The sequence below is a fragment of the Aquimarina agarilytica ZC1 genome (genome assembly GCF_000255455.1).
GTDB classification, from domain to species: domain Bacteria; phylum Bacteroidota; class Bacteroidia; order Flavobacteriales; family Flavobacteriaceae; genus Aquimarina; species Aquimarina agarilytica.
Window position 1 is genome coordinate 1 of record NZ_JH621291.1, and the last position, 24531, is coordinate 24531.

Sequence of the window (24531 nt, forward strand, 5' to 3'; positions counted from 1 at the left end):
TTGAAGAACTACTTCCCGGATATCAAGAAAATATTACAGTGTAGTTGATCGGATGGTTACTCATCATTCAGGTAAAAATGATTTTAATTAGAAGAAATAATACATAAAAAACCCTTCATTTTGAAGGGTTTTTAGTTATAAAATCAAACTATCTATTTAAAATAGTATAAATATATTTTTAGTTGTTTATTAAACGGAATTCAGTTCTTCTGTTTGCAGCATGCTCACGCTCTGTACAAGAAACTCCGTCTTTACATCTGTTTTTTAATCTACGTTCACCGTAACCGTTAGCCACTAAACGACTATTGTTAACACCTTTAGAAATCAAATAGTTCACAACTGATTGTGCTCTTCTTTCAGATAAAGCTTGGTTACTTTCTGCACCACCTCTTGAATCTGTATGAGAAGCAATTTCCATTTTTGCACCTTGGTTATTTGCTAAAACTGGTAATAAACGTGTATCAATTAAATTTTTAGCGGTTGAAGTTAAAGTTGCCGATCCTGTATTCCAGTTAATTGGTAATGCAGAATACTCTACTAGTTTACAATCAACTTCTTTCCATGTAGTCAAACCTCCTTTTTGTGTTTGCACTTCTTTTGTAACTGTTTTAAAAGTTGCAGGAATAAGCTCCTCAGTTGTTGCAGCATCTTTATCTAATACTGTTTTAGTAATGTTAGCATATTCTGCAGGAATAGTTACTTCCTCTACTCTTGCTGGAGTAGCAACAACTCTTTTAGTATAAGAACCATCTCTTGCTGCTATCGGAGTTCTAGAAACTGAAGCATCATTAGCTAATGTACGCACTGAAACAGTAGTATATTCAGCTGGATAACCTTTGTAACACCAGTAACGACAGTCGTTAGGATTACTTGAAGCACAATCTGGTGCTGGAGCACCTAACTCCCATTGTGCATATGCCGCTTTCACCTCAATTGTTTCTGAACCACTTCCAAATGAAGCTGGCGTTATTGCTAATGTAGACCCACCTTGTTTCTTTACATATGTTACGGTTTCAGTTTTATATGTTGCTGGTATAACTTTAAGTTGCTTACTAGCTTCCTTTACCAATACTTGCTCAGTTACTGTTTTGTATGTCGCAGGAATAACTTTAAGTTTTTTGTAAGCTGGACTTACCTGCACTTGAACTGTTTGAGTTTCATAAATATCAGGGGTAGTACAACGTACATAACATTTTCCAGGCTCTGGATTTGATGGTAGATCCTGCGCTTGAGCAGCTATACCTGTAGCTAATGCTACCATTGTAAAGATAATTTTTCTCATCGTAATAGAATTTAATAGTGTTGATTTATAATAACTAAGTTACAAAAAACATACATTTTCAGTTAAATTTTAGCATCCATTTTGATTTTATAGGTCTTTTTTCGTTAAAAGACATTTTTGATCGACAATCTACGTGCTTAAATGTTAATTAAATATTAAAAAAATACAATTTCACATCTATATATCTAAAAATGAATGATTTAAATACAAAACAACACATTTTTATCCAAAATAGAAAATTAACTACCTACTATTTTATAATTTGAAAAATAAATTGAAAATGCTAAATTTGATTAATGTTCTACATTGAAAAAAATAAAGAAAATAATTATGTGTTTCACTTAAAAAGTGATGACAAACATATTATTGCATCTAGCAAAGCGTATACAGAAATTTCCGAAATAAAAAAGGAAATAGACTATATAGCCAAAAACACAAATCTTGACCGAATTTACGAGCGTAAAACTAACAAAAGTGGTCAATTTTACTTTAATATTTTAGATCAAAGTCTAAAAGCTGCAGCAGCCAGTCAATTATACAATTCAAAAGTAGGTTTGGAAAACGGAATAAAAGCAGCCAAAGAATTCGCCAAACAACACCAAATTAAAAAAGTATTTTAATTAGGTTAGCTCAATTGTATTTGTATTTTTGCTCAAAGTAATTTACCACTACTCTTATGACAAATCAAGATACTATTTTAGATCTTAGAAATCGCCTGGTTGCGTTAAGGAGGTATCTTTGACGTTGATGCCAAAAATATAGAAATCTCTAATCAAGAAGAAAAAACTTTTTCTCCAGACTTTTGGAATAACCCAAAAGAAGCTGAAGCACATATGCGTGTTCTTAATAGTTTAAAAAAATGGGTTAAAGATTATGAAAAAAGTGAACAACTCCTTGAAGATTTAGAAGTCCTTTTTGAATTTTTTAAAGAAGGAGACACCACAGAAGAAGAACTTAATGAGCAAGCAAAATTAGCCTCAAGTCATATTGAAGATTTAGAATTCCGTAATATGCTTAGCGAAGAAGGTGATAACCTTGGAGCTGTTTTACAAATTACGGCTGGTGCTGGTGGTACCGAAAGTTGTGATTGGGCTCAAATGCTCATGCGTATGTATGTTATGTATTGTGAAAAACAAGGTTTTCCTATTAAAGAGCTTAACTTTCAACAAGGTGATGTAGCTGGTATAAAAACCGTTACACTCGAAATTGATGGTGAATATGCTTTTGGATGGCTTAAAGGTGAAAATGGTGTACATCGTTTGGTGCGTATTTCTCCTTTTGATAGTAATGCAAAACGCCATACCTCTTTTGCCTCAGTATATGTATATCCTTTAGCAGATGACTCTATTGAAATTGATATCAATCCTTCCGAAATTTCATGGGAAACCATGCGATCCTCTGGTGCAGGTGGTCAAAATGTAAACAAAGTGGAAACTGCAGTTCGTTTACGTCACCATCCTTCGGGTATTGTAATTGAAAATTCTGAAACACGTTCTCAATTAGATAACAAAACTAAAGCCATGCAATTATTAAAATCTCAGTTATATGAAATTGAGCTTAAGAAAAAACAAGCCATGCGCGATGAAATTGAAGCTTCAAAAATGAAAATTGAATGGGGTTCACAGATTAGAAATTATGTAATGCACCCTTATAAATTGGTTAAAGATGTACGTACAGCTGAAGAAACCGGGAATGTTGATGCTGTAATGAATGGTGCTATTGATCCATTTTTAAAAGCTTTTTTAATGGCCACTGGCCAGAAAGACATAGAAGAAACACTTTAACTATCAAAAAATTAACAACACTAAATTTTTAGCAATAAATTTTAAATTTAGTGTTGTTATAATACTTAAAATATCACATTAAACTAATTACCAATTCTCGATTCAATAATTGATTCTATATTATTGGGTATATTTTCTAACAGATCATAACCTGTTAAATCTTCTATAGTATTTATCGATGTTCTAAAGCTTCTCCAATTTGTACTTATTCCTTGATCATTGGGCACATTAATCGCAATAACTCTTGTATCCGCAGTTACTCTAGTTATATCATTAGCTCCATTTGGCAAAATAAGTGCCACTTTCCAAAATGAATCTGGAACAGTAATATTACCGCTATTAATCGTATTTCTAAAGCCATTTTTGCCGACTCCGCCTCTACCGGCTACACCAGCAATAATATGAATTTCATTACCATTCCCAACTAACGAACGTAAATAGTTTTCAAAATCATTCCAAGACTTTTGATTGTTATCAGCTGCTTGTGGTGCTATATTTGTTGTAAAAAAAGTATTAGAATTTTCCGAATTACTACCTGTTCTGTCTCCAGATGGACAAATATGCCCCCTATCAAAACCAGATCTCCTATAACTTTTATCTGTTGCTTTAAAAAAAGTATTAGGTAACTGCAAATCTTCACTAAAACAATTGCACCTACGTCCGCTTCCCAACCATGCACTACTCAAATGCCAACTCACCCAATTGGCTGTTCCTCTACCATTATTATATGACAATGCATATTGATCTCGAGATAAAAAATAATTATTCGCATTAGAGTTATTCGCGTTTGAAGGATTTCCAAAAGTTAAGTTACTATCTCTACTTGCCAAACCCAATTGAGGGACTTCTCCTCCTCCGTTATTATCAGAAGTAATTATTTCTATATTATCAATATTGAGTCTATTGGAACCGCCACCTGTTTTATAGATACCAAAACGTACTGCTCTAGATTCATTTATATTTATAGTTGTAGTATTTAACGATGTTGATCTTGTAGTTACAGTACCTCCCATAAAACTCCAATCTAGACCATTATTAAATGACACAATAAGCCTCCATGTTGAATTACCATCACCACCAAATTTAGCATGTCTAATTCTAATGGAACGAGCTCCATTATCCATATTAAAAGACATTATTGCAAAGCCTTCGTTTCGTATTCTTAAGGATTTTAATCCAAATTTTCTATCAGAAGAAGAATTCCCAATTAAAGCTTCATTTAAAAACCAATTCCCAGATGACAAATTAACTGGTCCTTCTGCGTAACTCGATTTATTTCCATTTTCAAAAGTTTCCGTAAAACCAAACCTTTTTTCACCAAAATTATGATCATGAGGCCCTTGATTTTCATAATGAACTATTTCTGCATCTATTTCATCAATGACAGCTATTTTTGAAATATTTTCACTTGCTATAACATCTTCTATTTTTTCTTCAGTTGTACAACTAAGCGTTAATAAAAATAGAATTACAACTATTTTTAAGTATTTAAAATTCAATAATTTCATGCCAAAATAATTTTATATTATTTCCATAAAATTAAATTTCAAGCTTATCATTATGGTTAATCTAAAACTATCCAATTATTAAAATTAGATTACCTAAAAGCTATATTTATTAGCGATTATTAAGCCAAGGTTATTATAACAAACTACCTTTTTGTATTTTCGTTTTCTCAAATTTATTACTATGGATTTAACATTCAATAAAAACGAAGATCATAACCGTCAATTGGCTGCTGCATTAAGAAAAAAACTTGGAGAAGTAGCGTTAGGTGGAGGTGTTAAACGCATTGAAAAATTACATAGTAAAGGTAAAATGACAGCTCGTGAACGTATTGATTATTTGTTAGATAAAAATACGGATGCTATTGAAATTGGCGCTTTTGCTGGCGAAGATATGTACCAAGAGCATGGCGGTTGTCCAAGTGGTGGTGTAATTGCTAAAATTGGATATGTTAAAGGAAAGCAATGTATTGTTCTGGCAAATGATGCTACTGTAAAAGCTGGAGCTTGGTTTCCTATTACCGCTAAAAAAAATCTACGTGCTCAAGAAATTGCTATGGAAAACAGACTACCAATAATCTATCTTGTTGATAGTGCTGGTGCCTACCTTCCTTTGCAAGATGAAGTTTTTCCAGATAAAGAACATTTTGGACGTATTTTTCGTAATAATGCTCAAATGAGTAGTATGGGGATCACACAAATTGCCGCCGTTATGGGCAGTTGTGTTGCAGGAGGAGCTTACTTGCCTATTATGAGTGATGAGGCTTTAATTGTGGATAAAACAGGGAGTATTTTCCTTGCGGGAAGTTATTTAGTCAAAGCTGCTATTGGTGAAGAAATTGACAATGAAACTTTAGGAGGTGCAACTACACATTGCGAAATTTCTGGTGTAACAGATTATAAAGCCAAAGATGATAAAGACTGTTTAGATAAAATAAAGAATATAGTTTCAAAAATTGGAGATTACGATAAGGCAGGTTTTAATCGCATTACTGCAGAAAAACCTAAAGAAAATGAAGAAGAAATGTTTGGCTTACTTCCTAAAGAAAGAAATAAGCCCTACGATATGCTTCCAATTATAGAACGCTTAGTTGATAATTCTGAATTTGAACCATACAAAGCCGATTATGGGAAAACACTACTTACGGGTTATGCTCGCATTGATGGATGGGCAGTAGGTATTGTAGCTAATCAACGTATGGTTACCAAAAATGCTAAAGGTGAAATGCAAGTTGGAGGAGTAATTTATTCGGAATCGGCCGATAAAGCAGCCAGGTTTATTGCCAATTGTAATCAAAAGAAAATTCCTTTAGTCTTTTTACAAGACGTTACTGGTTTTATGGTTGGTAGTAAAAGTGAACACGGAGGTATTATAAAAGATGGTGCCAAAATGGTGAGTGCTATGGCCAACAGTGTTGTTCCTAAATTTACCGTAATTATCGGTAATTCATACGGAGCGGGAAATTATGCCATGTGTGGTAAAGCCTATGATCCTAGATTAATAGTTTCATGGCCTAGTGCCGAACTTGCTGTAATGGGTGGTGCCCAAGCTGCAAAAGTGTTATTACAAATTGAAAAAGCTTCGCTTAAAGCCAAAGGAGAAACTATTACTGAAGCCAAAGAAAGAGAATTATTTGATCAAATAAAATCTCGTTATGACAAGCAGACTTCACCTTATTATGCTGCTGCTCGTTTATGGACAGATGCAATCATTAATCCTTTGGAAACACGAAAATGGATTAGTATGGGAATTGAAGCCGCTAACCATGCCCCTATTGAAAAACCTTTTAACATAGGTATTGTACAGGTGTAGATAGTACTTATCTATTAACTCAAATTATGTATTAAAAATCTACTCTACATCTAAAAATCACTGCAAAATGAAACCGCTTTACTGTATTTTTTGCTTTAACCATATCACAGCAAAATCAAACGCTTTGTTGCATTTTTTGCTTTAACCATAAGGTGCTATGCTGAAATCAAGAAAATGCTCCACTGCACCAGCTGGCTCTTTCATAACAAGCCAAACTTTTGGCTTGACATTTCAGCCCTATTGAGCTTTCAATACCCATAACGAAGTTCTGATGTGCAATTCGAGTTTAATATACTCAATTACATAATAAAGCAAAACCCCTCAAATAAATTAATAATAATTTATTTGAGGGGTTTTGCTTTATTATAAACCTTAATTTGTATCGAATTATTCTTTAATCACAGTGACAACTCTCTTTGTATTATTACCTAGCAATTGAATAACATAAGCCCCTTTAGCCACATTAGATGTATTTAATGTTATTATATTTTCACTTGTAGAAATAGTTCTAGAAATTACTTTTTGCCCCATCATAGTTAGCAATTCTACTCTATTAAAATTATGATCTTCTAAAATATCAATTGTAATATTAGATTTAAAAGGGTTTGGATAAGCTGACAAACTTATGCTTGATTCAATACTACTTTTTTTAGCTCCATTATTAGTTTTCTCAATCCTTATTGAGGAAATATCATCATTCCAATTTGAATCATTAGTTCTTCCTTTTTTAATATTCGATAAACATTTCGTATCTGAAGTGAATGAAGCATTGTATCCTCTAAAATTATTATGCTGATATATGGTCATTTTATATCCATTTGGAATTTTAATCGACGATATATCATCATTTAAAATCCCTAAATTAGCTAATTGAGATATTGTATAATTCCCTGATTTAAGCACCACAGATTTCCCATTAAAACCACAGTCTTTATATACCATTACTTGTGGAGTAATTTTCCTTTCTATTCGTATTGAAGATATGTCATCATTCCAATCCGAACTACCGTTTCTTCCAGAACGATTATTTATTAAACAAGAAATATCAGAATTTAAAACAGTAGCATATCCCTTAAAGTTATTATTTTGATAAATAGTAACTTTAAAATCTTTAGTTACTTTTATTGAAGATATATCATCGTTCTTTATCCCTTTACTCGCTAATTGAGCTATTGTATATTTACCTTCTTTTAATTGAACACCTCTCCCTTTGAATCCACAGTTTTCATATACAGTTACAATGCTATTATTTTTCGAATCCCCTCCAGTTCCAGTCGGTTTCTTAGGATTATTTTTACAGTCTTTTTCTTTAAAAGAATCATTTTGATTAATAATTTTCTTTCGCTGTTTAAAATTTCCTACCAACTCAATTGGTTTTGAACCAAAATCTACATCAGTAAACCCTTCTCCATTACCTTGATCATGAATCACTGCTGCAATTGCTGGTCCTATAAAAAAACCATCTAATGTTGCATCAGCTATTTTATTATTGCCAACCAAAGACTTTAATTCGCAAGGAACAAATACCCTATGACTTGTTCTTATTTGAGCTGTAGTACCATAAACTGCTTTAATATTATGGATTTTCACATTAGTAAAACGACCACGTCCTAGCTTACCAAATCCTCTTTCAACTCTAACACCAAACGAGCAACTTATAGATGTAACCCCATCTATATCAATATTTTTAGCAAAAACAGAATGAGGAGATAGCATTACTGCAGAATTCCCATTTCTACCTGTTATATTTCTTCCAACAATATCATTTGCTCCAATTTCACCTGCATCACGCTCTATCCTAAGTGCTACACCTCCTTCACTATCTAAATTTTTAAATAAAACATTAGTTGCAATTCCAACTTGAACCAACCCATAACCATATGAAGTATTTTTAACATCCAAATTATCTAAAATACCATTTTTACCTCCAGCAAAATTGGCTTGAGAAAATATAGTTTGATTATCAATAATATGAACATTTTTAATTTTGAAATTAGAAACATTGTCCATTCTAAAACACATAATTAATTCCCCTCTTTGAGCTCCTCTTAAGTCAATAGTAAACTTACCTCCTTCACCACGAATACTCACGTTTTTTATAGACTCATTCCTTCCAAAATCAAATACAGATCCAAAAGTTTTATCATTTTCAGGAAGCTTAATAATAGCATCCTTATGAAACACCAAATGAGTATTACTCAACATTTTAATAAATTTCAAGCGATATGTCCCTTTCGGAAAATAAATTTTCCCTCCTTTGGGTTGTTTTGCCACAAATTCAAGTGCACGACGTAATGACCGACTGTCGTCTTTCCCATCATTAATAACAGCTCCATAGTCTTTTATATTTACAGAGACACCATTATTAATAGTTTCATTATAAAAATCTTTTTCATTCTGAGCAATTAGTTGAAAAGTTGATCCCGTTAATGTTAGCAAAGCTAATAGCTTAGTAATTTTTTTAGAAAACATGATTAATTGATTTAAGCGTTGATTGTTGTTTTATATTCTTCCTAATTTGATAAAAATAGGGGTCATATTAATTTTGTAACGTTTAAAATCAATAAATATTTTAACTTCTATCCAAGGCAATAAATAAGTATCTAAATGAAATCAATTCAAAAAACAATAAATAATTGAAATACAGTAATTTAAGTAAAATCACAGAAGCAAAAAACAAGAAATAAACTACAAAAAAAAGAGAATTTTAGGTTAAAATAACCAATTCTAAGCTAATTATACTATGGAATACCTATTTCCACTTTTAACTAATTGATGAACAGTAAAAAAATACATTTTTTCCTACATTTATTTATGTTTATAACAAAAAAGTTATTACATATATAATACGATTTACTAACAAAAATTTCGCATATATGCTGTTTCCTTTTCGCCATTCTTGCGTTAAAAAAAACAACCGTAGCTAAGGCTATGCTTGATTTTTTTGCCTTAGACTAGCAAAAAATAATTCAACATATTTATACGAAATTCTTATCAGTAAATCGTATAATTCCAATTTCGAATTTAAAATTTGCTAAATTCTCTGTTAGGCAAAAATTATAATGGATCTATTATGGACAAAGATTTTTCTAAACTCCCTCTATAATATCGAGATCATCTTTAAATTGTATAGTAAATGAAAAGGTAGATCCAACCCCTTTTTTGGACTTTACGTAGATATCTCCATGATGAAAACCAATAATTTTTTTGCAATGCGCTAAACCAATTCCAGTTCCTTCATATTCATCACGAGCATGTAATCGTTTAAAAATATTAAAAATCTCATTTTGGTGTTTTTCAGAAATACCAATACCATTATCTTTAACATGGAACTCCCAGCGATATTTATAATTATCAGTTTCGGGTAATTTTTTTCCATGAATATGAACAATAGGAACTTGATTATGCTTGCGGAACTTTATTGCATTTGAAATTAAATTTTGGAACAATAAACCTAACTCTAATCTATAGCCTTTTATTTCCGGCATAACACCTAAAATTATCTTTGCGCCAGTTTCATTAATAGTCGCATTAAAATTTTTAATGATGTTATGTAGCAATTTTGTACTGTCAATTACCTCTAACTTCCTATTAGATCCAATACGTGAATATTCCAATAATGAACGTATTAGAATAGACATCCGATCACAACCTTCTTTAATATACACTAAGTTTTCCTTACCCATATCATCCAATTGATCATAATAATCTTCCAATAAAAAATTAGAAAAGCTTGTTACAGTATGTAAAGGTTCTTGTAAATCATGACTCGCAATAAAAGCAAACTGTTCAAGCTCATTATTCTGCCTAGTAAGTATTTTTGATTTTTTTGCTATTTCAGTATTTTTTTGTTCTAAATCTTTGATTAATCGTCTTTGTTTTTGACGTGTTTTATAGAAATAAAATAAAAATAGAAGTATCAATAATATTAATGATAATAACAACCAATTGATTTTCTGTTGAAGCGATAACTTTTCTTGTTGTTCCCCCAGAATTTCTTTTTGCAATTGAATTTGTCTTTCTTGAGTTTTTAGAAATTCATTTTGCTTATCAATTAAACTTTTTTGACTTAGTATTTCTTTTTCCTTTGAATTTACTAAAGCTTTTTGGATACTATATCTATTTTCAAGCTCTTTGAGTTGTCCCCTAGTAGCTGTAAACTTTTCGTGTTGCGCTTTTGTGAGTTCTTTTAAATTCTCAACTCTTTTTTGTTCTTCTTCAATTTTTAGATCCTTACTTAAGGACTCTATTTTTTTTATAAAAACTTCTTTTCGTTGCTCCTTTAATTCTTTTTGTTGTTCTTCTAAAATTTGTTTTTGTTCTTGGGCTACAACTTTTGTTCTGGCGTATAATTGTTTCCAATTTTTAGCTGATTTTATGGAGCTTTCTAATAAACTAGACGATGGACTAAAGCCATATCTTGCCATCCTATTCACATTTACATCAATAATAAAATCTTCTTGAAGATTAGATATATTAATCATTGATGGCTCAAAATTATAATTTTCAGAAATTAATAATGTCGATGACTTTTCAATTTGTAATAGTATTTGCTCAATTTCAAAACCAGATGATTTTTTGGCATACAACAAATCAAAGTCATTTAAGTGATTCAAATTGTCTGTTAACTTTACATCTATAGGCTTCCCATTTATTTTCCTATTTAAAGATCCCATTAATAGTGATCTTGCTATTGTTTTATCTTGTAAAACTCCTATTACAAATCTTTTATTATTTTTTTTATAACCCGAAACTTGCTCGGCTATATTCATAATATAAATAGCTCTTTTTTTTGATACAAGCTTATCTTTATTGGTTTGGGCTAGTAATACGTTACTCAAAAACAAAAAAGGAAGTAAAAAACAAATATATGAGAATGTATATTTCACAGTTGAATTATAATTTTAATAATAATCTTGCAAAATAATTTGCTCCTCTAACTCCAAATTGTTGTACTCTTCTACTGTAAATAAACCTTCCTTGATTAACATTACCAGAATGCTTATGCTCATCTGGGAATACATGAAAGGCATTATTTGCACCAATAGAAAGATGTACAAGGTTATTAAAATTATAAGTCAATGCAATATCTGTAACTAATTTTGGAGAAAATTTTTGATCACGACTCTCTATATTACCTGTAAATTCATTTAAAGTCCAATTATTAGGGTCTCCATCTTTAGGATGCCTATAGGTAACACTCCCAAATAAATTATTGTTTAGAGTAAACGAAAATTGTTCTATTTCATAGGTGTTCAAAAAATTTATTTTAAATGTTGGTTGACTTGATTCTATCCTTGACCTTTCTTCTCTATTAAAAATTTCTTGATCTTGTATCGCTATTTGATCAGAAGTTCTAGGTTCATCAAGAATATTTGTACTCGAAAAATTTCCAGATAATGTTGAAAATAACTTACCAGAACCTAAATAAGTATTGTAATTCAATTTTATATCTAAACCTATAGTTCTTGTATCAATAGCATTAGTAAAAAACTGTGCACGATCTAAATTAAACGGTTCAAGTAATTCTTCAAAACCCTCATCAATAGGGTTGGATAATACAATCCTATCTTCAATTCTTATTACATAACTGTCAATAAACAAGCTAAATGAATTAAATAATTTTGTTGTAAGCCCAAAATTATAATGTTTAGACAATTCTGGTTGTAAAACACCAATGCCTAAACTTTCTGCCGCTGCACTTGAATTATTAAATGTTCCTACATTAAAAGCTGCTCCATTTGAAAATTGTGTACTAGTGTTATTAAAATAAAACTGATGTAATGAAGGGGCTCTAAATCCTGTTGACAATGAACCTCTAAAAGTTAGATTAGTTGTTGGTTGGTAACGTGTCGCAACTTTCCATGTACCTTGCGATCCAAATTTATTAAAGGTCTCGTAACGTCCTCCTAAAACGGCTAGTATTTTATCTGATACTTTTGATTCAAACTCTATATAGCCCGATGTATTTGTTCTAAATTTATTCAATTCATTTTCTGGCATAAAGCCTGGAAATCCTTGTGCTCCAACATCTCTTGAAAAAACAGTTCCATTTTCAATAAATGTATCACCTCCATTTATAAATGATGCCTCCTCTCCTGCTACAATTTGATAGTTTTCAACTCGTAGCTCTGCTCCAAAAGCTATATTGGAACCTTCTAAAAAATATAAAGGTTTTGAAAAATCTAGATTAGTCACATTCTGACTATAAATAAAACCTCCAGCATAAAAAGTTTTTGGTGATACTTCACCTAAAGAAGCATTATTAGAATTATTAACCGTATAATCCAAAATATTTTTTCCAATTGTATGACTAAAATCAACATTCCATGCTTCCTTTTTTCCTTTGATACCTATAGTAATAGCATCATCTTGAATATCTGTAAAGATCTCAGGTGAAAAACCGTTATTAAATAGTTCGGTAACTACTTTATTTTTTTCATTCGGAAATCTATAAAAAGCTCTAGACCTTCCCTCTCTATAATTTCTGCCTCCAAAGGCATAAATTGTTGACTTAGTCCCTATTTTAAATTCTGAATTAAACTGAAGTGCTATATTTCGTGTTGCCGCATTTCCGACTTCCATTACTTTACGACCACTAAAACCAGTTTGTTTAAAAAAATCGACTAGCTGATCTTCATTTTCATCGGCTCCAAAAACTTGTCCTGTATAATCTCCAGATCTATTAGTCGATTCCCTATCTCTATATTCCGCAGAAACATTTACAAAACCTTTATCTCCTAAATTAAATCCAACATTCCCAGAAGTATAGGTTGACTTACCATCACCAATATGATTAATTTTTGCAACGCTTTCTATAATTATCTTTTCAATTTGATTCTTTAAAATAATGTTTACAACACCAGCTATAGCATCAGATCCATATTGCGAACTAGCTCCATCTCTTAAAACCTCTATTCTTTCAATGGAAGCTACAGGAATAGCATTAAAATCAGTACCTACAGATCCTCTACCAATTGTTCCATTCACATTAACTAATGATGATGAATGCCTCCTCTTTCCATTTATTAGAACTAATAATTGATCCGGACCTAATCCACGTAACGTAGCAGGGTCTATATGATCTGTCCCATCTGAAATTGTTTGGTGTGTTGAATGAAATGAAGGAAGCAAAAAATGTAGTAACTGACCTAATTCCATTTGAGATGAATTAGAAATATCCTTAGGGTAAATAACATCAACAGGTGCTATTCGTTCTAATGAAGTTTTAGGCTTAGATCTTGAGCCAAGTAAAATAGGTCGTTCCTCATCCCAGTCAGGTACAAGTTTAATAGTAAACTCTAAAACCTCATTAGTTTTTAAGTCTACTATTTCTTCAAAAGGTTCATAAAGTAAGTAATCTACTTTGAGTGTGAATGTACCTGGTATATGTTCTAAAAAAAAAGCACCTTCTAAATCTGTTTCAGTTTTAGCTCCAGTTTCCTTAATATAAACTTTAGCGCCTGGTAATGCTCCATATTGATCTAAAACTTTTCCCTTAAATCCACTAACTTCAACAGTGGTTTGAGCTGAAATTAATAAAGAAGTAAAACAAAAAATTATCCAAGTAAAAACAAATTTACTACTTGAGTAATGTCTAAACATAGTTTATTTTAAATATTAAAAAACCAAAAATACATTTTTTGAGTGATTATGGTAATCTTATGTTAAAATTAAACTATAAAATCGATCAAGTGCCTATAAAGCCTATTTGTGTAAGTCTATCTGTTTTAAATTTTCCATTCTATTACGTGCCAAGAAATCATCAATACTCTCAAAATGCTCAATAACTCTTTTATTTTTAAATTCAAAAACCTTTTTTGACAAACCTTGTAAAAAATCCCGATCATGAGATACTAATATCAGTGTTCCATCAAAGGAAAGTAATGCTTCTTTTAAAACGTCTTTTGATTTTATATCAAGGTGATTTGTAGGTTCATCTAAAATTAAAAGATTAACTGGTTCTAATAATAATTTAACCATAGCCAATCTCGTTTTTTCTCCACCAGACAATACCCCTACTTTTTTTTCAATATCATCGCCTTTAAACATGAATCGTCCTAAAATATTTTTTATTTGAGTTCGAACATCTCCCTTGGCTACTTCATCAACAGTTTGGAAAATAGTTAAGTTTTCATCTAATAATGAAGCTTGATTTTGAGCAAAATATCCCACCTTAACGTTATGTCCCAACTCGCAAACACCATCCACTTCAATTTCTTTCATAATGGCTTTTATCATCGTTGATTTTCCTTCACCATTTCTACCAACAAATGATACTTTTTCTCCTCTAGAAATAGACATATTAGCATCATTAAAAACTACATGATCATCATACTTTTTAGATAGATCTTTAACAGTTACAGGGTAATCACCCGATCTCGGTGCTGGAGGAAAACTAAGCTTTAAAGCAGACGTATCTACTTCATCAATTTCAATGATATCAAGTTTTTCTAGCATTCGTTCTCTATCTTTAACTTGATTTGTTTTAGAGTAGGTCCCTTTAAACTTATCTATAAAGGTACGGGTATCTGCTATAAACTTTTGCTGCTCCTGATAAGCCTTTATTTGATGAGCTCTTCGGTCCTGACGTAATTGCAAATAATGTGTATAATTAGCTTTGTAATCATAAATACGCCCCATAGTAATTTCTATAGTGCGATTAGTGATATTATCAATAAATGTTTTGTCATGAGAAATTACCATAACAGCTTTAGCCTTATTTAAAAGAAAATCCTCTAACCAAATTACAGATTCAATATCAACATGATTGGTGGGCTCATCTAACAAAATAAGATCTGGTTTTTTAAGTAAAATTTTAGCCAGTTCAATACGCATTCTCCATCCACCACTAAACTCACTTGTGGAACGATGCAAATCTTCGGCTTTAAAACCCAATCCTTTTAAGGCTTTTTCAACTTCGGCTTCATAATTTACCTCTTCAATAGCATAAAATTTTTCACCAAGCTCCGAAACTTTTTCTATAATTTTCATATACGTATCGGATTCATAGTCCGTACGCGTTTCAAGCTCTTTATTTAGGCGATCCATTTCATCACGCATTTCAAAAATATGACTAAAAGCTTTGGAAGCCTCTTCCATAACCGTACAATCATCTTTTGTAAGTAAATGTTGAGGCAAATAAGCAATCACAATATCTTTAGGAAATCGAACTCCTCCTCTGGTAGCTTTTTGAACTCCTGCAATAATTTTCATCATGGTAGATTTTCCGGCTCCATTTTTACCCATTAATGCAATTTTATCATTTTCATTAATGGTAAAAGCTACATCTTTAAACAAAGCATCACCACCAAATTCTACTGCTAAATTATCTACTGAAATCATAGTCTTATTTTATTGCAGCGAAAATAGGAAAAGAATGCTAATTTTATATCAATACCTTTTTTAACTTTTACACACGCAACCTTATGACCTAAATGCATCTTAATACTATATGTCTAGTTTGTATATTATGAGAAAAATAATTTTAATAGTTTTTTTAATTCCTTTTTTATTTGCCTTTCAATGTGAAAATGAAGAAACACCAAAAACGACAACAGCAACAACACTTTTGGGTAAATGGCAACTAATTGAAATTTTGGCTGATCCAGGTGATGGAAGTGGCACTTTTCAACCTATCGAAAATGGAGAAGTCATCGAATTTAAAAATGATAACGCTATTTCGGGGTTAACTGGACTTGATAATTGCTCAAATAAAGCAACTTACTCAAAAACAACTAATAAAATTACTTTTGCTAATTGTGATAATACACTTTCATTTAAAATAAATGGAGAAAATTTATTTATTTATCCGCCTTGTTTTGAAGCTTGTGCTAACAAATACAAAAAAATTAATTGAAAGATTTTTTTAATACTATTACAACCTATAACTCACGCCTGTTGAATAAATAACACCTTGAGGTATACTCGCATGACTACTTAATATCCCCGTTATCCTATCATAAGAAAAATAGACGCCTGCTGCTGTAGTAAAAATTTGATTTCCCACTCCCATACTACTCCAAAAACCTAAATGAGAATTTTTGTTTATTCTGTAGATAAACTCACTTGTAGCACTTATATTTAAACTTATTCTATTGGGAGCTAGGTCTTCAAAGTCTGTTGTTTCAAAAACAAATGGGTCTGGATCTTCTGCAACATTAATTCGTTCTAGACGTTTTCTTAATCTAGCATAACTTCCATCTTCGTACTGCATACTTAATTTAACTCCAATAATACGCCAATCAATTTTTTTGAAAGGAATCATAAAAGCAACTTCACCTGAAACTCCTCCTCCATAAAAATACTTATCTCCAATTTCTAATTGTACACTTGTATATCCTGATTCTACTGTGTCATCTACAATATTAAAGAATATATCTTCGACTTCATATTTCCCCGCATGTACGTATCCTCCAAACGCATAGACCATTCTTTTTCTTTGTATAACTTTTATTATAAGAAACTGTCCCAAATGTAGCGATATCATTTATATCAGATTTTCCTTTATGAAAACTCCCTTTTATATAATTAGCTGTAACTAATGTATCTCCTTTTTGCATAGGTTTTTGATACACAGCACTCTCGTTAACAAAATCAACAGGACCTAAATACGTTGAACAACTAGTAAGCGCCAATACAAATAAACTCACAAATACATTTGCAAATGTGAGTCTATTATTAACTATTTTTTTCATCTTTATTTGCCTAAAATAATTGGTAATCCATCTTTAGCGGAACCAACAACAATAACTTTAGAATTAGGTGATTTTGATAATTCAAGTGTAGCTTGTATTCCTTTTTCTTGTAAAATTTTATCTGTTAGCGAAGCACTTAAAATTTTGTTTGCAGCAGCTTTACCTTCGGCATCAATTTTTTGCCTTTCCGCCTCTTTAGTAGCTTTAGTCAAACGAAATTCATATTCTAAGGATTCTTGTTCCTGTTTTAACTTACGTTCTATGGCGTCTTTAATTGTGGAAGGTAATGTAACATCACGCACTAAAATTTCTTCCAAATCAACATATTGTCGTTCCACAATTTTTTTAGTTTCATCAAAAATTTCTTTTTGAATAACATCACGTTTACTTGAATATAATTGTTCTGGCGTATAACGCCCAACAACACTCCTTGCTGCAGATCGAATTGCTGGCTGTATAATTCTAGCCAAGTAATTTTTACCTTTTTCTTGATGTAGCTTACCTAAATCTGCATATTTAGGTTTATACCAAGCTGAGGCTTCCAATTTAATTTCCAATCCGTTTGAGGATAGTACTTGCATTTTTTCAAATACCTCTTGCTGTCTTACTTCGTACAAAATTACACTATTCCAAGGCGCTATAAAATGAAAACCTTCACCCAAAGGTGGTGCATCCGTAACAACTCCATTTGCAAAAGTTTTATATAGTACTCCTGCCTTACCGGAGTCAATTGTTATGGTCGATTTTGAAATAAATATAACAGCTAGTACAATTGCTATAAGAAAGGGAACTGCTACTTTAGGGAATTTTTCCATTTTATAAGTATTAAATACTGCCTACACAGTAATAAGTTAATTTTTTATTTAAATGTGTTTTTTAAGAAATCTGACATATGAACTTAACAGCATATCAAATAAGTCCATTATACTTTCTTAAAAACCACTCTAAGCTTAACAAAGCTAATAATAAACCGAGCATTAATTTCCATGAAATTAATGGAAGTTTTTCTTGCTTTGATTTTTGTACGGGCTTAAATCGATCACTTTTAACCAAATTATCAATCAGTTTATTTAATTGGTTAGGGTAATATAAATTTCCATTATTTTTTTTACTTAACGTAAACAGACTCTCTATATTGGGTCTAAAAAATTGCTTCTCAATATCAAAATCCAGTACATTAAAACGACCAAAGGTTTTTAATTTTGTGCCTTCTGCTTTAATTGAAAATGTATAATTCCCTGGTAACAAATCACTCAAATCAGCTTCATAATAATTTGTTTTTAGCACCATTGGTAACTTTTTAACTGACTTTGTTTCGGTTTCATTTACAGTCAATAATAACTTCCCCTTAGTATCAAACTCGTAATTTTTATTAAAATAACTTGCCGTTAATTTAATCGTATTTGCACTATAATAAGTAGATTCATAATTAGCCGTTAAACGTTTTCTTTCTCTTTTACTAGATAAAAACTGAATAACCTTCCCAAAAAAATTATCAAACTTTTTAAAATCACCATCGCGTTTATAATTTGCTAAACGCCATTTCCAAAAACCTTCACCAAAAAATACAGCTTCATTTGCAGTATTGTTTTCCCAAAAAGCCAATAATGGATCTGTAGTTTCTACATTGGCAATTTTTTTAAATAACAAGGTTTCATATGGCGCCGTAAGAGTTTCTTGACCAAAACCACTCTCAACTGGAGGATAACTATCCAAATTAAACTGTTCCGTATTAAATACGGTAAAATTACTAGCTAAAGTTGCTATAATTTCCTGGTCTTGAGTTGAAATTTTCTTTTGGTATTTTCTTTTTAATCCATTTAAAAAAGTCCAATCTGTTTGTTTTCCAGTTACAGTTAATAGCTGAATCCCTTTTTTTGTAGCCATTTCATAAATGGGTTTAAAAGTAGCTTTCGGTTGATATAGAATCAATAACTGATAGCCCTCTAGGCTAGAAACTTCATTTGGTTTTTTGATTATTAATGAACGACGTTCGTTACTTTCTATCGTTCTTTTAAATGCAGCAATATCTGGGTGTGTAATAGTACTTACTAAAAGTACATTTGTTTTTTGATCGATCGTTTCAACAACAAAACTTTTATTGTTGTTATCTTGATTTTTTTCTCCCGTAAAGGGTAAAATACGAGCTGTATAACTATGTAATCCAACTTGTGTGGCTTTAACTGTAAAATCAACAAATTCAGATGTTTTTTGGGCTGTAAAAGATAATTTCTTTTTAAATACCAACTGCTTTCCTTTGTAAATTTGCAATTGAGATTCTCGAGCAGTTTTCCCAGAATAACGAACTAATACTTCTATTGGAAATTTATTATTTAAATATGCATATTTATTAGCATTTACACGAGAAATTTTAAAATCATCTACTCGCGTAGTATCCCCAAAGGCTATACTGTAAATGGGTTGCTCATAATTACTTTTATAAAACGCATAATCCGAACCATAAGTTTGATTTCCATCCGTTAACAACACCATTGGTGATTGTGATTTGCGATGGATTTTTTGAACGTCTTTTAATGTATTGTAAATTTGAGTTTGCCCATTATTAAAATTATCTGAAACACTGTCAGACAACTTTTCTCCAAACCCGTAATTAAAAATATTAAAACGCTCTTTTAAAGTCGAGTTATTTAAAATTTTATTAAATACTTGTTTAACTGGTTTCTTTTGACCTAAATAATCTATTGATTTTGATTGATCGGTAAGTAAAATTAAATCAGGTTTTTCTGTTTTAGTTTTAGTAATGGTGATTTGTGGATTTACCAATAAAACTAACAACGTAAATACGGTTAAAAAACGCAAAAAAGCGAAAAGCAATGTCTGTTTAGACTTACTTTTCGCTTTAAATATATACTGAAAAATAGCTACTAACAGTGCTATGACTGCCGATGCAATTAATAATAATACTGTTTGTGTAGACAAATTTTTGTTTTAATCTCCCTCAATTAACAAGGGGTTATTACTTAATATATCTTTTGGAAAAAGTTGAATTAAGTCAACATTCCTCCATCAACATTAAATACTTGACCTGTAACGTAAGCACTTAAGTCGCTACCCAAATATACACAAGCATTTGCAATATCCTCTGGTGTTCCTCCTCTTTTTAATGGAATTCCTGCTCTCCATCCTTCAACAACTTTTTCATCAAGCTTTGCAGTCATCTCTGTTTCAATAAAACCAGGTGCTACCACATTACAACGTATATTACGCGAACCTAACTCCAAGGCTACTGATTTTGAAAACCCAATAATTCCTGCCTTTGAAGCTGCATAATTGGTTTGCCCGGCATTCCCTTTAACTCCAACAACCGAACTCATATTAATAATTGACCCTTTACGTTGCTTTAGCATGGTACGCTGTACCGCTTTAGTCATGTTAAATACAGACTTTAAGTTTACTTCAATTACTTTATCAAAATCCTCTTCACTAATACGCATTAACAAATTATCTTTCGTAATTCCCGCATTGTTAATTAAAATATCTATTCCTCCTTCAAAATCTTTAAGGATTTGAGCCACTAATTCTTGTGAGTCATTAAAACTTGCGGCATTACTCTTGTATGCTTTGGCTTGAACTCCTAATCCACTAAGTTCTTTTTCTAATTCTTCGGCAGCTTCCGCAGAAGAACTATATGTAAATGCTACATTAGCACCATGTTGCGCAAAAACTTGAGCTATTCCCTTACCTATTCCTCTACTTGCTCCTGTAATAACTGCGTTCTTTCCTTGTAAAAGTTTCATTAGTTTAATTTACTGTTTTTAATAAGTATCAAATATACTAATTCCGAAAATCATCAACTATGGATTCGGATTTAAAATAATTTACATTTATGCTTATATCAAGTGAATCATTAACTTATAAAGTATGTTTTAGAAATAAAATTTTATTTGCTTAATCTCCTATTTCTTGTAAGAAATTTAAAGCCCTTTATTTCAATTAGTGTTTGGGATACAAATGAGAAGCTATTGTATCAAAACTAAGTGTTCCATCCTTTGACAAATCATATAAATATAATACTTGACCCCAATATTCACTATCGGTAAAATCTGCAATAGCCCACTTATGATTAATCAATTTTACACGATCAATTCGAGTTGGCCCACTCATTCCGGCCAAAGGAATTAAAGGGTTATCCTTGTCAATACTGTTATTTGATATTAATGCATCTAACACCAAACCTTCAATTTGAGGTACACTAATTCCTGTGTCTTCTATATATTCCGAGGCATATTCATCATGACGCAATGTAAAATAACTTAGCTCCAACACCTCGTTTTCAATAGAATCCGTTACTTTTTTAGCTTCTTCAAGCTTTTTTTCAAGTTTTGAAATTCTTTTTGCATCTAATTCTATTTTTTTACTTGCATTTCTGTGTTGAAATACAATATATAATGCCGCTAAAGCAAATAGATAAATAAATATTTTACTCTTCATTTTAACTATTTTAAATATTTTCGTTAAGTTCTAGCTCCAAACCGTCATATGCTAAATGTACATTTGGAGGTAAATTTCTCTCTACTTCGTCATGAAAACCTAATAAATGACTAATATGTGTTAAGTATGCTTTTCTAGGTTTTATTTTTTCAATGAATGCCAAGGCCTCTTTAAGTGTAAAATGTGAAAAATGCTCTTCTTCGCGCAAAGCATTAACTACTAAAATATCAATATTTTTCAAATACTTAAAGGAATGTTCGGGGACCTTTTTTACATCTGTTAAATACACCAAATTATCAAAGCGATATCCTAAAATTGGCAGATTACCATGAACAATATCAATGGGTTGTATTTTTTTATTTCCTAAGGAAATAGCACTATTACTATCAATTACCGTAGTTAAAACATTAGGTGTTCCTGGATAGTTGTTTTGTGAATCAAAAATATAATGAAATCTACTAGACAATGCGTCAAATACACGTTGTTCTGCATACAGTGAAACATCTTTTTTTTCTCTGTAAAAAAATGGCCGAATATCATCCAAACCTATTACATGATCAGTATGTTCATGAGTAAATAAAATGCCATCTATTTTAGATACATTTTCTCTCAACATTTGTTGTCTAAAATCTGGTCCACAATCAATGACAAATACATTATCACCCCAAGTAATCATAGCGGAACACCGTAAACGTTTATCTTTTGGATTATCACTCAAACAAACGGGATGTGTACTTCCAATAATAGGAATACCCTGCGAAGTTCCAGTACCAAGAAATGTTATTTTCAACTGTTTATTTTTTCACAAATTAAAACATTTTAAAACGAAAAACAGTACTCTATTATTAATTTCATAAATTTAGTTATTGTGTTTTTTGTTCCCACAATGGATTAGTAACTTTACATGTATCTATAAAATATACTATATGGCTATTACCCTTATTGGTGATCGTGATTTTGATCCAGTTCCATCTATAAAAAGCAAATGTTTGCGTGTAAACTTAAACGAACATATATACGGAACCTTTAATGAAATTGGTGCTGGCCAAGAAACTGTTCGTAACTTTTTTAGAGCTGGTGGTGCTTCTGGCACCATTGCTAAAGCCATGAGTGCTTATGATAAGGATTTTAGTGATGCTATTTATGGTGTTGAAAAAAACGGACGCTATGTTACCGAACTGCGTTTACGTACCATGTTAGAAAAGGAAATGCAGCATATGGAACAGCGTATTTCTAGAGAAAAACATCCTAAAAAATTATTTTTTAGTTACGCCAACACAGTAGCAACTATTGATTTTGCAAAAAAATACAAAGGACATGGTTGGGTTGGTATTCGATATCAAACAGACCCAGAACAAACCGAATATAATGAGATTACTTTACATGTTCGTTTTCATGAAAATGATGCACGCCACCAACAAAATACATTAGGACTTTTAGGTGTGAATTTAATTTATGGTGCCTACTACAAATACGACAATCCTCGAAAGTTACTTCAATATTTGTACGATCATATTGACAAAGACAAACTTGAAATTGATACCATCAACTTCTCTGGACCTGTTTTTAAAGATGTAGACAATCGTATAATGAGTTTACAGTTGGTAAAAAATGGTATGACAGAAGCCATTATGTTTGGGCCAGATGGAAACAATGTTTTACCTGCTCGTATTTTGTACAAAAAAAATATTCTTGCTTTACGCGGAAGTTTTAGACCAGTAACTAGAGTGAACATGGACATTTTAGAATGTTCCTATGATATGTTTAAAAAAGAAGACAAGGTAGATCCTGAAAAAATACAGGTAGTTTTTGAAATTACCTTATCCAACCTTATGGCCGAAGGAGAAATAGACGAAACTGACTTTATGGATCGAGCTCGTTTACTTTGTAGTTTAGGCCAAACAGTACTTATTTCTAAATTTAAGGAATATTACAAACTAGTTGAATATTTTTCTAATTACTCAAAAGAAAAAATGTCACTAGCTATGGGGGTTAATAACTTTATCGAAATTTTTAATGAAAAGTATTACCGTCACTTGAGTGGTGGCATACTGGAAGCTTTTGGAAAATTATTTTACAAAGATCTAATTGTTTACATGTATCCGCTAAAAAATCATGATACAGGTGAAATCACCAATAGTCATAACTTAATTTTGGATAAACATGTTAAGGAATTGTATAAATTTTTCAAACATAATAGAAAATTAAAAGATCTTGAAAACTACAATCCTAAATATCTAAATATTTTTTCTAGAGAGGTTCTTCAAAAAATTAAAGAGCGTGAACCTGGCTGGGAAAAAGCCCTACCCGAAGGAATTCCAGAAATTATTAAAGAAAAAGGTCTTTTTAATTACAGAGAAGTAAGTATTCGAGATTTTTAAAAAATTAATCTTTTCTTCAATACTAATAACTTAAATAAACTATTTTCAATAAATGAACATAAGTTAATATTAAGATGTATTGAATTACAATTAATATTCAAAATATGGGCATTATTAAGCAGCATATTAACAAAATAGCAGTTATTTTTGATAGAAGAATATATCAAAATAAAAATTTCGTAGTGATATCTAACAACTGTTGGGGAGCGGAGATTTACAAAAGATTAGGGATTAAATACAATACCCCTTTTGTTGGATTATTTATTTTTGGTCCAGATTATCTAAAGTTATTATCCAATTTTGATCATTTTATTAATTTAGAACTTAATTTTAAGCAGGAATCCAAATGGATTAAAAACACAAAACAATATCCAATTGGATATTTAGATGATATCGAAATTCATTTTTTGCATTACGTTAATAACGATGAAGCAAAATCAAAATGGACCAAAAGGTTAAAACGAATGAATGAAATTAAGGATAAAGATCATTTTTATTTCAAAATTTGTGATAGAGAGCATGCCACTAATGATATTATTATTAAGTTTCATGACTTACTGGATACTCCGTTTCGATTTGTGCCAGTAATTTCGGAGTAAACCGTGCCACGTATTTCG

Annotated in this window: 19 protein-coding genes; 6 read left to right on the forward strand and 13 right to left on the reverse strand. The window is 31.2% G+C overall.

Annotated features, from left to right (window positions below; genetic code table 11):
* Nucleotides 1–178 precede the first annotated feature (178 nt).
* A complete protein-coding gene (locus tag KQA_RS0216495; RefSeq protein ID WP_029209639.1) occupies nt 179–1282 on the reverse strand; it encodes an OmpA family protein in 1104 nt (367 codons plus the stop codon).
* A gap of 296 nt (nt 1283–1578) precedes the next feature.
* Here KQA_RS0216495 and KQA_RS0216500 point away from each other — a divergent pair, with 296 nt between their 5' ends.
* Complete coding sequence (locus tag KQA_RS0216500) at nt 1579–1902, forward strand: DUF1508 domain-containing protein (RefSeq protein ID WP_010182660.1); 324 nt, start codon at nt 1579–1581, stop codon at nt 1900–1902.
* A 56-nt stretch (nt 1903–1958) separates the two neighbouring features.
* A protein-coding gene (prfB, locus tag KQA_RS0216505) for a peptide chain release factor 2 (protein ID WP_157366753.1) occupies nt 1959–3066 on the forward strand; the annotation gives its coding sequence in 2 pieces (ribosomal slippage) (nt 1959–2021 and nt 2023–3066; 1107 coding nt in all).
* An 83-nt stretch (nt 3067–3149) separates the two neighbouring features.
* Here the strand turns inward: prfB and KQA_RS0216510 are convergent.
* Complete coding sequence (locus KQA_RS0216510; protein WP_010182662.1) at nt 3150–4574, reverse strand: DNA/RNA non-specific endonuclease; 1425 nt, start codon at nt 4572–4574, stop codon at nt 3150–3152.
* Between the two features lie 181 nt (nt 4575–4755).
* Here KQA_RS0216510 and KQA_RS0216515 point away from each other — a divergent pair, with 181 nt between their 5' ends.
* The gene (locus KQA_RS0216515; RefSeq protein ID WP_010182663.1) at nt 4756–6384 is read left to right on the forward strand and encodes an acyl-CoA carboxylase subunit beta; all 1629 of its coding nucleotides are present in this window, start codon (nt 4756–4758) and stop codon (nt 6382–6384) included.
* A gap of 387 nt (nt 6385–6771) precedes the next feature.
* On the opposite strand, the gene KQA_RS0216520 is transcribed toward KQA_RS0216515, so the two are convergent.
* From KQA_RS0216520 to KQA_RS0216535, 4 genes are all read right to left on the reverse strand, one after another.
* The gene (locus KQA_RS0216520; RefSeq protein WP_010182664.1) at nt 6772–8856 is read right to left on the reverse strand and encodes a beta/gamma crystallin-related protein; all 2085 of its coding nucleotides are present in this window, start codon (nt 8854–8856) and stop codon (nt 6772–6774) included.
* 617 nt (nt 8857–9473) lie between these two features.
* Entirely contained in the window at nt 9474–11225 is a 1752-nt protein-coding gene (locus tag KQA_RS0216525; protein ID WP_232285914.1) for a YfiR/HmsC family protein, read from the reverse strand.
* A gap of 55 nt (nt 11226–11280) precedes the next feature.
* A complete protein-coding gene (locus KQA_RS0216530; RefSeq protein ID WP_010182667.1) occupies nt 11281–13989 on the reverse strand; it encodes a TonB-dependent receptor in 2709 nt (902 codons plus the stop codon).
* A gap of 102 nt (nt 13990–14091) precedes the next feature.
* A complete protein-coding gene (locus KQA_RS0216535) occupies nt 14092–15729 on the reverse strand; it encodes an ABC-F family ATP-binding cassette domain-containing protein (RefSeq protein ID WP_010182669.1) in 1638 nt (545 codons plus the stop codon).
* Between the two features lie 127 nt (nt 15730–15856).
* Here KQA_RS0216535 and KQA_RS0216540 point away from each other — a divergent pair, with 127 nt between their 5' ends.
* Entirely contained in the window at nt 15857–16243 is a 387-nt protein-coding gene (locus tag KQA_RS0216540) for a hypothetical protein (RefSeq protein ID WP_029209641.1), read from the forward strand.
* A gap of 18 nt (nt 16244–16261) precedes the next feature.
* On the opposite strand, the gene KQA_RS0216545 is transcribed toward KQA_RS0216540, so the two are convergent.
* The 7 genes from KQA_RS0216545 to KQA_RS0216575 form a co-directional block, all read right to left on the reverse strand.
* Entirely contained in the window at nt 16262–16816 is a 555-nt protein-coding gene (locus KQA_RS0216545; RefSeq protein WP_010182671.1) for a hypothetical protein, read from the reverse strand.
* A complete protein-coding gene (locus KQA_RS0216550; RefSeq protein ID WP_010182672.1) occupies nt 16773–17081 on the reverse strand; it encodes a hypothetical protein in 309 nt (102 codons plus the stop codon). Before KQA_RS0216550 ends, KQA_RS0216545 begins: the two co-directional genes overlap by 44 nt.
* A gap of 2 nt (nt 17082–17083) precedes the next feature.
* Nucleotides 17084–17896 carry a prohibitin family protein gene (locus KQA_RS0216555; protein WP_010182673.1) on the reverse strand — a complete coding sequence of 271 codons (813 nt, stop codon included), beginning with the start codon at nt 17894–17896 and terminating at the stop codon, nt 17084–17086.
* 94 nt (nt 17897–17990) lie between these two features.
* A complete protein-coding gene (locus KQA_RS0216560; protein WP_010182674.1) occupies nt 17991–20021 on the reverse strand; it encodes a hypothetical protein in 2031 nt (676 codons plus the stop codon).
* A gap of 68 nt (nt 20022–20089) precedes the next feature.
* The gene (fabG, locus tag KQA_RS0216565; RefSeq protein ID WP_010182675.1) at nt 20090–20839 is read right to left on the reverse strand and encodes a 3-oxoacyl-[acyl-carrier-protein] reductase; all 750 of its coding nucleotides are present in this window, start codon (nt 20837–20839) and stop codon (nt 20090–20092) included.
* Nucleotides 20840–21035: 196 nt separating this feature from the next.
* Nucleotides 21036–21533: a hypothetical protein gene (locus KQA_RS0216570; protein WP_010182677.1), complete on the reverse strand. Its 498-nt coding sequence runs from the start codon at nt 21531–21533 to the stop codon at nt 21036–21038.
* Between the two features lie 10 nt (nt 21534–21543).
* Nucleotides 21544–22323 (reverse strand): MBL fold metallo-hydrolase, encoded by a 780-nt coding sequence (locus KQA_RS0216575; protein ID WP_010182678.1) that lies wholly within the window; start codon nt 22321–22323, stop codon nt 21544–21546.
* Nucleotides 22324–22459: 136 nt separating this feature from the next.
* Here KQA_RS0216575 and KQA_RS0216580 point away from each other — a divergent pair, with 136 nt between their 5' ends.
* Nucleotides 22460–23914, forward strand: coding sequence for a hypothetical protein (locus KQA_RS0216580; protein WP_010182679.1), 1455 nt, complete (start codon nt 22460–22462; stop codon nt 23912–23914).
* A gap of 104 nt (nt 23915–24018) precedes the next feature.
* The gene (locus tag KQA_RS19200) at nt 24019–24513 is read left to right on the forward strand and encodes a DUF1919 domain-containing protein (RefSeq protein WP_010182680.1); all 495 of its coding nucleotides are present in this window, start codon (nt 24019–24021) and stop codon (nt 24511–24513) included.
* Nucleotides 24514–24531 lie beyond the last annotated feature (18 nt).

What these genes read in the sequence shown, in the direction of transcription:
- KQA_RS0216500 (WP_010182660.1), top strand. Translation starts at nt 1,579, where the DNA reads ATGTTCTACATTGAAAAAAATAAAGAAAATAATTATGTGTTTCACTTA.
- KQA_RS0216570 (WP_010182677.1), bottom strand. Translation starts at nt 21,533, where the DNA reads ATGAAGAGTAAAATATTTATTTATCTATTTGCTTTAGCGGCATTATAT.
- KQA_RS0216550 (WP_010182672.1), bottom strand. Translation starts at nt 17,081, where the DNA reads ATGAAAAAAATAGTTAATAATAGACTCACATTTGCAAATGTATTTGTG.
- KQA_RS0216515 (WP_010182663.1), top strand. Translation starts at nt 4,756, where the DNA reads ATGGATTTAACATTCAATAAAAACGAAGATCATAACCGTCAATTGGCT.
- KQA_RS0216530 (WP_010182667.1), bottom strand. Translation starts at nt 13,989, where the DNA reads ATGTTTAGACATTACTCAAGTAGTAAATTTGTTTTTACTTGGATAATT.
- KQA_RS0216545 (WP_010182671.1), bottom strand. Translation starts at nt 16,816, where the DNA reads ATGGTCTATGCGTTTGGAGGATACGTACATGCGGGGAAATATGAAGTC.
- KQA_RS0216520 (WP_010182664.1), bottom strand. Translation starts at nt 8,856, where the DNA reads ATGTTTTCTAAAAAAATTACTAAGCTATTAGCTTTGCTAACATTAACG.
- KQA_RS19200 (WP_010182680.1), top strand. Translation starts at nt 24,019, where the DNA reads ATGGGCATTATTAAGCAGCATATTAACAAAATAGCAGTTATTTTTGAT.
- KQA_RS0216540 (WP_029209641.1), top strand. Translation starts at nt 15,857, where the DNA reads ATGAGAAAAATAATTTTAATAGTTTTTTTAATTCCTTTTTTATTTGCC.
- KQA_RS0216510 (WP_010182662.1), bottom strand. Translation starts at nt 4,574, where the DNA reads ATGAAATTATTGAATTTTAAATACTTAAAAATAGTTGTAATTCTATTT.
- KQA_RS0216495 (WP_029209639.1), bottom strand. Translation starts at nt 1,282, where the DNA reads ATGAGAAAAATTATCTTTACAATGGTAGCATTAGCTACAGGTATAGCT.
- fabG (WP_010182675.1), bottom strand. Translation starts at nt 20,839, where the DNA reads ATGAAACTTTTACAAGGAAAGAACGCAGTTATTACAGGAGCAAGTAGA.
- KQA_RS0216555 (WP_010182673.1), bottom strand. Translation starts at nt 17,896, where the DNA reads ATGGAAAAATTCCCTAAAGTAGCAGTTCCCTTTCTTATAGCAATTGTA.
- KQA_RS0216535 (WP_010182669.1), bottom strand. Translation starts at nt 15,729, where the DNA reads ATGATTTCAGTAGATAATTTAGCAGTAGAATTTGGTGGTGATGCTTTG.
- KQA_RS0216580 (WP_010182679.1), top strand. Translation starts at nt 22,460, where the DNA reads ATGGCTATTACCCTTATTGGTGATCGTGATTTTGATCCAGTTCCATCT.